Origin of the sequence: Lysobacter sp. BMK333-48F3, assembly GCF_019733395.1 — a bacterium.
GTDB lineage: Bacteria > Pseudomonadota > Gammaproteobacteria > Xanthomonadales > Xanthomonadaceae > Lysobacter.
The window spans coordinates 3,761,523-3,772,435 of record NZ_JAIHOO010000001.1 but is presented as its reverse complement, the minus strand read 5'-3'; the positions used below and the strand labels follow the sequence as shown (position 1 = coordinate 3,772,435).

At 65.3% G+C, this 10,913-nt stretch carries 12 protein-coding genes; 7 read left to right on the top strand and 5 right to left on the bottom strand.

Features of this window, described 5'->3' with window-relative positions:
• On the top strand, window positions 1-423 hold the full coding sequence (locus K4L06_RS16340; protein WP_221672407.1) for a universal stress protein: 423 nt from the start codon (window positions 1-3) through the stop codon (window positions 421-423).
• A gap of 164 nt (window positions 424-587) precedes the next feature.
• On the opposite strand, the gene K4L06_RS16335 is transcribed toward K4L06_RS16340, so the two are convergent.
• Together K4L06_RS16335 and K4L06_RS16330 are read right to left on the bottom strand one after the other, a co-directional pair.
• Complete coding sequence (locus K4L06_RS16335) at window positions 588-1,622, bottom strand: NADP-dependent oxidoreductase (protein WP_221672406.1); 1,035 nt, start codon at window positions 1,620-1,622, stop codon at window positions 588-590.
• A gap of 158 nt (window positions 1,623-1,780) precedes the next feature.
• A complete protein-coding gene (locus tag K4L06_RS16330) occupies window positions 1,781-2,386 on the bottom strand; it encodes a TetR/AcrR family transcriptional regulator (protein WP_221672405.1) in 606 nt (201 codons plus the stop codon).
• Between the two features lie 244 nt (window positions 2,387-2,630).
• Between K4L06_RS16330 and K4L06_RS16325 the strand changes: the two genes are divergently transcribed.
• Window positions 2,631-3,383 carry a histidine phosphatase family protein gene (locus K4L06_RS16325; protein ID WP_221672404.1) on the top strand — a complete coding sequence of 251 codons (753 nt, stop codon included), beginning with the start codon at window positions 2,631-2,633 and terminating at the stop codon, window positions 3,381-3,383.
• A gap of 48 nt (window positions 3,384-3,431) precedes the next feature.
• Here the strand turns inward: K4L06_RS16325 and K4L06_RS16320 are convergent, their stop codons facing one another.
• The gene (locus K4L06_RS16320; RefSeq protein ID WP_221672403.1) at window positions 3,432-4,166 is read right to left on the bottom strand and encodes a hypothetical protein; all 735 of its coding nucleotides are present in this window, start codon (window positions 4,164-4,166) and stop codon (window positions 3,432-3,434) included.
• Between the two features lie 472 nt (window positions 4,167-4,638).
• Here K4L06_RS16320 and K4L06_RS16315 point away from each other — a divergent pair, with 472 nt between their 5' ends.
• The 5 genes from K4L06_RS16315 (at window position 4,639) to K4L06_RS16295 (ending at window position 9,484) form a co-directional block, all read left to right on the top strand.
• Window positions 4,639-4,968 carry a hypothetical protein gene (locus tag K4L06_RS16315; protein WP_221672402.1) on the top strand — a complete coding sequence of 110 codons (330 nt, stop codon included), beginning with the start codon at window positions 4,639-4,641 and terminating at the stop codon, window positions 4,966-4,968.
• Window positions 4,969-5,223: 255 nt separating this feature from the next.
• Window positions 5,224-5,961 (top strand): hypothetical protein, encoded by a 738-nt coding sequence (locus tag K4L06_RS16310; protein WP_221672401.1) that lies wholly within the window; start codon window positions 5,224-5,226, stop codon window positions 5,959-5,961.
• The gene (locus K4L06_RS16305) at window positions 5,958-7,184 is read left to right on the top strand and encodes a hypothetical protein (protein WP_221672400.1); all 1,227 of its coding nucleotides are present in this window, start codon (window positions 5,958-5,960) and stop codon (window positions 7,182-7,184) included. The genes K4L06_RS16310 and K4L06_RS16305 overlap by 4 nt, the downstream gene beginning before the upstream one ends.
• Window positions 7,181-8,668: an XVIPCD domain-containing protein gene (locus tag K4L06_RS16300; RefSeq protein ID WP_221672399.1), complete on the top strand. Its 1,488-nt coding sequence runs from the start codon at window positions 7,181-7,183 to the stop codon at window positions 8,666-8,668. The genes K4L06_RS16305 and K4L06_RS16300 overlap by 4 nt, the downstream gene beginning before the upstream one ends.
• Window positions 8,669-8,887: 219 nt before the next feature.
• Window positions 8,888-9,484, top strand: coding sequence for a hypothetical protein (locus K4L06_RS16295; RefSeq protein ID WP_221672398.1), 597 nt, complete (start codon window positions 8,888-8,890; stop codon window positions 9,482-9,484).
• Between the two features lie 159 nt (window positions 9,485-9,643).
• On the opposite strand, the gene K4L06_RS16290 is transcribed toward K4L06_RS16295, so the two are convergent.
• Both K4L06_RS16290 and K4L06_RS16285 read right to left on the bottom strand, forming a co-directional pair.
• The gene (locus K4L06_RS16290) at window positions 9,644-10,201 is read right to left on the bottom strand and encodes a GrpB family protein (RefSeq protein WP_221672397.1); all 558 of its coding nucleotides are present in this window, start codon (window positions 10,199-10,201) and stop codon (window positions 9,644-9,646) included.
• Between the two features lie 118 nt (window positions 10,202-10,319).
• Complete coding sequence (locus K4L06_RS16285) at window positions 10,320-10,709, bottom strand: VOC family protein (protein WP_221672396.1); 390 nt, start codon at window positions 10,707-10,709, stop codon at window positions 10,320-10,322.
• Window positions 10,710-10,913: the final 204 nt, after the last annotated feature.

Genomic DNA, 10,913 nt, shown 5'->3' with positions numbered 1-10,913 from the left:
ATGCGCATCCTGATCGCCGTCGACGGCAGCGAGATCGCCTTGCGCGCCGTGCGCTACGCCATTCGCCTCGCCGGCGAACTGGCGCAGCCGCCGGAACTGCACCTGCTGTACGTCGACGAGCCCCTGCTGCGCAGCGTCGCCATCCACCTGGGCGCGGACGGCGCGGTGCGCTACCACGCCGAGAACGGCCGCGCCGCGACCCAGCGCGCGCGGGCGACGCTCAAACGCGCGCAACTGGAGTTCGAGGAGCACCTGCCGATCGGCGAGCCGGCCTCGACCATCCTCAAGTTCGCCAAGAACGAACGCTGCGACCTGATCGTGATGGGCTCGCACGGCCGCGGTGCGCTCAAGACCCTGTTCCTGGGCTCGATCGCCGGCAAAGTGCTGGCGCATGCGCAGACCCCGCTGACCATCGTGCGCTGATCGCAATCAGCGCACGCCCAAGCGAACATTCGTGGCCATCCTGTCGTTCCCCCCTTTGAAAAAGGGGGGCCAGGGGGGATTTGCCTTTGCCTTTGCCCGCACAAACCGCAAAAGCATCAATCCGAAATCGCCGCCCTAAGGAAGCGGTTCGAACACCCCAAACCTCACCTTTCGCCGACGCTGACCACCAGCTTGCCGAAGTTGCCGCCCTGCAGCAGGCCGATGAAGGCCTCGGGCGCATTCTCCAGGCCGTCGACGCGGTCTTCGCGCAGCTTGATCCGGCCGCTGGCGACCCACTCGCCCATCTCGCGGCGGAACGTCTCGAAGCGTTCGGCGTAGTGGTCGAAGATGATGAAACCCTGCATGCGGATGCGCTTTTGCAGCACCGCCGCGATCAGCGCCGGCAGACGGTTGGGGCCGTCCGGCAGGGTCCGATTGTTGTAGTCGGCGATGTGCCCGCACACCGGCACCCGCGCGCCGATGTTCAACAGCGGCACCACCGCGTCGAGCACCGCGCCGCCGACGTTTTCGAAGTACACGTCGATGCCGTCGGCGCAGGCTTCGGCCAGGCGCTGGGCGAACTGCGGGTCGCGGCGGTCGATGCAGACGTCGAAGCCGAGCTCCTCGACCGCGTAGCGGCACTTGTCGGCGCCGCCGGCGATGCCCACCACGCGCGCGCCCTTGAGCTTGGCGATCTGGCCGACCGCGGAGCCGACCGCGCCGGTCGCCGCGGCCACCACCACGGTTTCGCCGGGCTTGGGCTGGCCGATGTCGAGCAGGCCGACATAGGCGGTGAAGCCGGGCATGCCCAGGCCGCCCAGCGACAGCGAGGGCCGGGCGTCGTCGCCGAGCGCGAGCAGGTCCTGGCCGTCGGACAGGGCGTAGTCCTGCCAGCCGCCGTTGGCCAGTACCCGTTCGCCGACGCGGAACTGCGGATGCTCGGACGCGACGACCCGGGCGATGGTGCCGCCGACCATGGGCTGGCCCAGCGGCACCGACGGCGCGTAGGTCGGGCCGATTTCTTCCATCAGATTGCGCATGTACGGGTCCAACGACAGGTACTCGGTGCGCAGCAGCACCTGGCCGGGGCCGGGCGTCGGCACCTCGGCCTGTTCGAGACGGAAGTTCTGCGCGCCGGGCAGGCCGCTGGGGCGCGAAGCCAGGACGATGCGGCGGTTGACGGTGTCGGTTTGCGGCATGGGTGTGGGCCTTGAACGCTTGGGTGAGAGGAGCGCCGGCACCCTGAGGCAGGGGCCGGCGCCGGTTTTGGAGAGGTCGATTCACGACCGATTAGACCGGTCGTCTAGAACGCAGTTACAAAAAGGCGGGACACGATCGCCCCGCCCGGCTCGGTGGATCAGGTGTAAAGACGCAGACCGAGCAGCTGCCGGGTACCGATCAGGGCGGTATCCAGCGGTGCGCGGTCGTGGGTGATCTTGGCCAGCAGGCTCGCGCCGAGCCAGTTCTGATAAAGGGTGGCGCCGATAGTGCGTGCGTCGCCGACGGCTTCGGCCAGCGAACCGTCGGCCCGCCCGGCTTCGACGCAGCGCGCCAAGCGCTCGACGATGCCGCCGGTGCCGCGCGCCAGCGCCGCGCGCATGGTCTCCGACAAGTCGCAGACTTCCGCGCCCAGCTTGACCACCAGGCAGCGGCTCTGCGCCTCGTCGCCGGTCTGCGAATCCAGCCAGTCGTAGAAATAGGCCAACAGCCTTTGCGCCGCCGTGCCCGGCTGGGTTAGCAGGTCGTCCATCCGGCCCAGGTACTCGTTGAAATAGGCCTCCAGCACCGCCTCGCCGAAGGCCTCCTTGGAGCCGAAGTAGTGGTAGAACGAGCCCTTCGGCACCTGCGCCGCGGCCAGCACCTCGGCCAGCCCGACCGCGGTGAAGCCCTTGCGCAGCAGCAAGGGGTGGGCGACATCCAGGATGTGCTGGCGGACGTCGTGTTGGACCTGAGCGGTGTTCATGGGACGCACTTTAGACCCGATTAGACCGGTCGTCTAGAGTACAAATGTAGCGATCTGTAATCGGTCGTCTAGCTCCCGCCCCTGCTACCTCCGCCGGGTGATCGCGGTACTCGCCGCCGTGCCAGGGGAGCGGAGTGCTTCGATGCACTTCCGCTTCCGCGTTGTCCGCTCGTTCGCCGACCGCTATCGTCGCCGTCGAGCCGCGCAGGAACGCGCGCGCCAATGTCCAGGGAGCCGACGCCGCATGACCCCGCTTTCGTTGATCTTCATCCGCCACGGCGAGTCGGCCGGCAACGTCGACAAACGCAAACACCTGGAACTGGCCGATCACGCCATTCCCTTGACCGACGCCGGACGCGCCCAGGCCTACGCCGCCGGCGAATGGCTTGGCCGCCATTTCCTCGAACGCAACACGGCGCAGACCCGCACCCGGTTCTGGGTCTCGCCGTATACCCGCACCCGTCAGACCGCCGACGAGGTGATCCGCGGCGTCGAAACCGTCGCCGCGGCGGCAGGCGAAGAGCACCGCGGCAAATTCGCCTTCGACCGGCGCGAACACGTCAACCTGGTCGAACAGCAATTCGGCCTGTTCGACGGCATCCCCGAGGATCAACTGCCGCTGCAGTTTCCGCGCGAATCGGCGCATTTCGACAAACAGGTCGAGTTCGAAGGCCGCTTCTGGGCGCGCATGCCGCTGGGCGAAAGCCGCTTCGACGTCGCCATCCGCGTGCACCAGGCCTTCGGCACCTTCCAGCGCGATTACGACCGCAACGGCATCGACCAGATCGTGGTGGTCAGCCACGGAGTCACCATCCGCGCCTTCCTGATGCAATGGCTGCACCATCCCTACGAGTGGTTCGAGCAGGAAAAGAACCCGCCCAACGCCTCGATCCGGCTGGTGCACGGCCGCACCGATCTGGGCTATGTGTTCGCGCCCACCGACGCGCAGGCGCACGCCGACCGCAACGCCGTCGCCGAGCCCGAGCCGGCGATCTAGTCGGGACCGCCCGACGGACTGCCGGCCTGTCGCGGCTCGACGCGACCGTCAGGACTTCCCGTCCGGCTCCAGCGGCGGCCACACATACACCCCGCCGTCGGTCGAGCCCATCGCCTGGAAGAAAATCTCCGGCGGAAAGTGGCCGCGTTCGCACAAGGCGCCGCAGAACTCCGACCCGCCCTCGCCTTCGGTCAGGATCGCGAACGCGCGCTCGCCGCCGCGGACGAATACGTGGAACACATCGCTGCGGTAGATCCCTCCATCTTCGAAGATCACCCGCTCGATCGCGTCCCAGGCGAAGCTCCCCTCGAAGGGCGCCTCGCCCGGCGGGCGCGCGACGATATGCACTTCGTGTTCGTCGAACCGGACCGAAAACCAGTCGCGCACCTGCGGCGGCGGCCCGCGCAAGCCTTCGAGAAACAAGGCCGCGCCGCCGCCGAGCATCAGCAGCGCCAGCCCGGCCATGACCAAGGCTTGCTTCAACGCGACGGACTGCGGCTGCCAGACCGTCCAGCCCAGCCAGCCCAAGCAGGTCAGCCCGATCGCCATGCAGACCGCGGCCAGGACGAACCGCGGCAGTTCCAGGACGAAGCGGCGCACCGACCAGCGTTTGGCATCGGTCGCCCGCAACGCCTGCGCGTGCAGGTCCGATCCGTACAGAATCGTCGCGATCAGCGCGACCACTCCGCCCAGCAGCCAAGCGCCATGGCCGGTGAAGCGCACCAGCAGCACCGACAGCGGCAGCGCCGCCAGCGAGATCAGGAACTTGTGCGCGGTCTTCATGGCGACATCCACGGCGCGAGCGCGATCCGCCCGACAGCGTTCGCAGCCGCCACTGGACGGCATGCCGCCGGTGGGCAACCTAGCCGCGCGACCATAGCCCTTGTCCCATGACGTAGCCTCCTTGCAGATCTGTGCGCATGTTTGCATCAGCACGCATGCGGCGTCGAGCCAGCCACGCAACCGGCGCCGGGTTCGCCAAAGCCTGGCTCCCCGTGCCGCCGCGGCGGCCGCTGGCTACCTCTACCACCTCCACCTACACCGTCGACGCCAGCGCCGCGCCTCACCGATTGACGCCCCTGCCGCTCGGCAACAGAATCCGCGGATTCGCTCCGCATCGATCATCGGGGGATCCGTGCCATACGCATTCAACGCCGAACTCGAACGGCTGCGAACCGAGTTCGCCGCTCGCGGCGTGGGCTCCCCGACCGCTCCGGCGGCCGCCTGGGAGGCGTTCAAGGCGTTCGGACGCGGCTTGGAAACATCCCACGACGGCAGGGACCGGATCGGTCTGCTGGTGCAGTTCGGCACCTACGACTTCAGCGGCCAGCCGCGGTTCTATTTCGATCCGCTGTGCCAATTCGAACTGAGCGACCAGGACGACGAATTCCTCGGCTACGAACAACTGCACTGCGAACTGAGCTGCGCCCCCACGCCGGCCACGGCCGGCATCCAAGCCAATCTATGGTCGTTCGACTTCGCCGATGTCGAAGCCTATTACTCGGCGGTGGAAGCCATGCCCGAGTTCCGCGTCGCCATGGCGCTCCCCAGTTACGATCTCGCCATCGGGCTGGACTCGGTCTGAGCCCTGGCCCAACTTCCGCACGCTCGAACCACTCCGTCGCCGCGCGCATTCGCGCCCGTGCCATAACCCTTCGATCAAGACACACGGAACGCTTCGAAAAACACATCCGGATAGGCCCGATACCCAAGGAAGACCGAATCGCCCACCCGTTAAGCACATCAGTCAACAGCGATCGCAACTTTCAGTATCCATCTGGCCCCTGAGTCGGAGTTGGCGTAAGTTCTTCGTCGATGGACTCTTGCGGAAGGGATGCACATGGCCTTCAGACCCGCCCAGTACGCCGCCTTGTTGTTAGGTGCGTTGACCCTGTCCGCCTGCGCCCGTTCCCCCGCGGAAAACCCACAGGAGCGCAGCGTGATTCAAAACGAAGACCCGTTTGTCGCCGCGATGGACGAGGCGACCAATGCCGCCGCCGCGGCTGATAGAAGCGCTCGCAAGACGCCGTCGAAGCCGCAACAGTCAGACGCCCCACGGGTCGACACGACAGCACCAAAACTCAGTCCGGCCGAGTTGCGCCAGCGCATCCTCCGCTTGACGGCCGGACTGCAGTCGGCCGCCGACACCGAAGCCGAGCGGGTCTCCCGGTTTCTGGGGGTCTCGTTCACCCCCGAACTGATGTCCATTCGCGAGGGAGAATCCATCGGCGATCTTGAACAGGTGGGTTCCTACCGGGTCAGCGTATCGCGGATCGACCGAACGGCTCCCGGCAAACACGTGAGAATCAGCTTCGGCCCAGCAGGATTCAGCACCGGCCGGCCATCGATCTGCACCTTCGAACTCGCGGAGTTCGCCGACGCACTGCGAAGCCAAGGCTACGATGCGGGCGAAGTACACCTGCCTCACCGCGAGCAGTGGGGGTTCGTTCGCTACGTCTCCGCCAGCGACCTTACTTTCTATGTGAGCGCAGAGCTGTACCGGGCGAACGACGGAACGCGGAGCGGCAAGCTGTGCTTGGCGGATGTCACGGCGGACGCGGTCAAGGGCAGGCAGTGAGCGACCTATCGCCCGGCCTGCAGGCGGTGCTGCGCTTGTCGGAACTGGAACGGGGGCTTCCCCGCCGCGATGTGGAAAAGCTGGAAGCGGCGATCGTCAACTCACGGTATCTGGCAGCTCTGATGAACCGCGCTGTCCAAGAAGGCAGCCTCACCAAGTTCGCTATGTCCAGCACCCCCAACGAGGCCGCCCACTACGATTCCATCGGCAAATCCATCCATTTATCGATCGGCACACTGAGCGACCCTCGACTGAAACCGCAACAGCAGAGCGATTTATTGACAGTCGCGCTTGGCCATGAAACAGCGCACGCACTTCGCTCCAAGGTCGCCCGCGACGCCGTGTCCGAATTCGCATCCGCGGTCGGCGCACGGCTGCAGGACGCAACCGGGAACGAGTCTTATGTGGACCTGACCGCCTCAACGAAGAAATATCTGAACGAATTCCGCCACAACGAAGCACTGCCAACGGACTATCGCGGAAGAATGCAAATGGCCAAAGAACTCGTCCGGAATGCCGTCCTGCTAGCCAGCGTACTCGCAATGAACGGCTGCACCCGCGCCCCCGGCGAAAGCGCCAAGGAGACCATCGTGATTCAGGACGAATATCCGATAGCCGTTGAAATAAATGCGGCGGCTCGAAGTGCAGAGACGAAATACGACCATATTCACAAAGCGCAGACCGCGCGACCGACAGCCGACAGAGCGGATGCCCTCGCTCCTGCTATCGGTGTCGCCGAACTGCGGCAACGGATCCTTCGCCTGACCGCCACTCTCCGTACTGAGGCCGATACCGAATCCGAGAATGTCGCCCGAATGATGGGTAGCCCTTTCACACCGGAGCTTCTGACCATTCGCGAGGGTGAATCCTTAGGCGAGCTGAAGGGAATCGGTTCTTATCGCGTCAGTGTCAGCACGGTCTATCGCAAGGCTCCCGGCAAACACATAAGAATCAGCTTCCTGCCCAAGGACACGGAAAACGATCGTTCTTCGATATGCACGTTCGGCATCTCGGAATTCGCCAATGATCTATCTGAGCAAGGATACGACGGCCGGGAAACCACACTACCGCATCGTGAACAGTGGGGATTCGTGCGTCGATCAAGCATCGATGGACTGACCTTCTATGTAAAGGCTGAACTGTACAGAGTTCATAATGGAAGCAACAAAGGCGACCCTTGTGTCGGGGCAATAGCCATCGACGCCTCGCGAGAAGCCAAATGAGCGATGTTCCCGCGGAACTTGAGGGGGTTCTCAAGCGATCCGAAACCATACCGAATGGCCTGCATCGACAGGACATGGATAAGTTGCGCGCGGCCATCGTCAACTCCCCCCTGCTGGCCGACCTGATGACCCGCGCGGCGCGCAACGGAAGCCTGATCGGGATAGCGCTGTCCGACAATCCGAATGAAGCGGCACACTACGGCCTCCGGGATCGACTCATCCATCTCACCGAAAGAACTCTCAACGACCCGCAACTATCCCCACAGGAACAAGGCGACCTGCTCACCGTCGCATTGGGTCATGAAACGGCTCATGCACTGAGGCGGAAAACGTCAATCGATTCTGTGCAGAGGTTTTCGTCCGAGATTGAGTTCCGCCTGCAGCAAGGACTTGGCAATGAGTCCTCGCTCGACTTGACCGCACCTACAAAGAGCTACTTGACGGAGTTCCGCCATGGCGAAGCGCTAGCGGAGCTCGCTGGCCTGAATGCGCTGGCCAGCCGAGTTCGGGTCGAGAACGACGGCCATCTTGATCCGAATGAGTTCATGCAACGGGCCCAGCCCACTACATCGTGCGTACTGGGAGACGCAGCAAAGAACTCGCTCAGATTCGCCCCTGGGGTCAAGCTCAACGAACACGGCTACCAGAACGCCAAGGACCCTGCCTCAGTCGAGGCTGTCGCCCGCTGTTACTACGATCAGAGTCAGCGCCTGGGCCGCCATCGCGACTCCGGCTATAACGACTACTTCGGCGTCAGCGCAATGCAGACCATCGCCACCAAGTGGTACGACGCCGAGCGCGATGGCCGGCTTGTTCATCAGCAGGCGCCGGTGGTGCATCTGGACATGGCGGCATTGAAGCTCGACCCGCACCAGATCGAACGCAACGGGCTGGACCTTAGCGGACGGGCCTTCGGCTTCGTCGACCTCAGTCACGGGCAAATGCAACTGGCGACCATCCGCCACACCTTGACCACCGCCAATCAGGACGCGCCGAAGGCCGAGATCGCCGATCGCGCCGTCGCAGCTCTACGGCCGGACCACCCCGGCCATCCCGATCACGGCTTGCTGGAACAGATCCGCAGTGGCGTACGGGCCATCGATGAAAAGATCGGCAAACCTTTCGACGAAGCCAGCGAGCGACTGAGCCGCAGCCTGCTGGCTGCGTGCAAGGACAATCGCGAAGCGCATCCGCAGGCGCACGGCATCTCGCTGGCGGCCAACGCGATCAACCGCGCCGATCATGTCGTCCTGGGTCACAACGGCAATGTCTTCGTGGTCGAAGGCCGGCTCGACGACCCTGCGCACAAGCGCGCCAGCGTGCCGGTCCAGCAGGCGGCCGCCACACCGGTCGAACAGTCGGACGAAAAACTCCGCGTGGCGAATCAGAGCATCGCCCTGGAAGCGCAGCGTACGCAGTCGCAAAGCCAGCAACTCGATCAGGCGCAGCCTTCGTCCCCAACCGGCCCCAGGATCCCGCAGTAACGCCAAGGGATCGCCGTCCGCCGCACCGCTCGAGTCCACCCCATTAGATGGACCGCTCCTACCTTCACGGTCTCCAGGGCGTCGCCGTTTGAACCGGTAAGCGCAACGCCGTCTGGCCGCGCATACGGCGTTATGCCGTTCGTTCGAGCGCAGCGGCCGACTATCCGCGCTCCATGCCGCGTCGCGCGGCCTACCGCAAACGTCTACAGGAGCCCTACCATGCCCATCACGCTCTACCGCGGCGATACCCGCACGCCGGACCAGATCCGCACCGCCAAAGGCTTCGCGCCGTGGGTGATCACCACGCCCGAAACCGGCCGGGCGATCATCCTTCGCTGCATCGTACCCCGCGGCCCCGCGCCCAAACTGCCGCCGCCGGCCAACGACACCAGCCTGCAGATACTGCTCGACACCGCCGCGCCGACCCTGTGGGACGTGCTGCGCAACATCAAGAACGAGAAGACCCGGCGCACCGTGCACGTATCGACCGACACCAGCCAGGACACCGGCGGCTACTCGTCCGGCTACGTCTACAAGATGAGTTTCAGTTTGAACGTCCAGGCCCTCGGCACGGGACCGACCACGGCGGTCAACGACGCCAGCCAACTCGCCTCGGCGGTCAAGGCCAACGTGTTCTTCGACGCCGCCACCCTGGCGACCTCCAGCCTGTTCGGCATCAGCGGCGGCCCGGTCGATCCTGGCGTCGAAGTCGCGTTCCTGACCACGATTCCGAAGGCCTACATCACCCACTACTGCGACCCGGGCAAGACCGATCCCGGCAGTGCGACGCGGCCGTGGAAGGTGTTCACGCAGTAAGGTTCGCTGCGGCGTTCCCGGATCGCGGAACGCCGCTTTTCTGGGCGATGGCCCGGCCCGTTTCCACGGCAGGCGACGACGCGGCCGGAGTTCGCAGGGCCAATCGGCGGCCATCGAGCCGGGCTCGACGGCACCGCCCGGCCTTCATGGCATCCGGGATTAGCGCACGCCGGGTCGGGCCGCCGGCCCGACTGCATGATGCATTAGCGCCTCGGCCTCGACTCGCTGTATCCAGGCGCTCTTGCAGTCGCTATAGGCATGCGAGTCGTCGGCATGCAGTTGGCGGCAGCGCTCTTTCTCGCGGCCGTACTCCGCAGCCAGATCCGGGCGTGCGCGCAGATAGTCGCGAAAGGCCAGATGGCGATCGATCTCGCTCGACCCGTCCCGGTAGCAATGCGCTTGCACCAGCCGGCGCCCGCTCGCGAGATCGGACTTGGTGCAGTAGCGACGCCCCGGCAAACCCCGTTCGCCCCACCACTCGTAGCCCAGCGCCTCGATCTCGCCGCGACGCGCTTCGAGCGCCGCCAGTTCGGTCACCACCGGCATCAGATCGAGCACCGGCTTGGCGCAGATCCCGGCAATCGCGGTCGAACCGATGTGATGCACGATCAGCAGCGCGGGGCCGATGGCGGCGGCCAGCAAGCGCGCTTCCGCTTCGGCGCGGATCGCCCACTCGGGATCGTGGGGCAGCAATTCGACCTCGATCGGCGACAACATGCTCGGCTCCTACCCCAGGCGATTTCGCAGGCGGAGCACTATACGACGCGCACGGCACCACAGCCCGGGTCAGGTCATTAGCGCCCTGCCGCAAAGACGTTCGACACCGCTCCGCTCGCTAGTCGGAGTTCAGCGCGCTGACCATGACGTAATAGCCGTCCGGATCGCGCAGCGCGAACTCCAGCGTACCCGTGGCCGGGTTCCGGCTCGGCTCTTCCTCAAGACGTGCCACGAGGGAGCGGGCGCGAAGCAGCGCTTCGGAAAAATCGTCCACGCGGAAGAACAGCAACAGCCCGTTGCCGGGCTCGGCGCGGTCTGGACTGGCCAATGTCGGATGCTCGTGCGCGCCCCAGCGGTGCAGACACAGCAGCACCGTCCCATCCGCATCGACGAGCTGACCGAAATAATCGTGCGCCGGCGCCGCGTGCGGCTGCCCGAACAACGACTGATACCAACGGAAGCTGCGAGCGACATCGGCGACGCCGATGATGGTCCAGGTGCGTTTCATTGCCGTCTCCTGCTTCGGTTCGGCGCCGGTCTGGCGCCGACTTACGGTAGGGCCACAACTTGAAAGATAGCTAGACCGAAGAATAGCCTGACGGCCACCAGCTCTTCCGCGATCAAACGCGACTACGGCGCAAACACGACCAGACACCGTGGTGCCACGCGGCGGCTCGCCGAGCGGCCGGCGCCCCAGCGAGCGCATTACTCG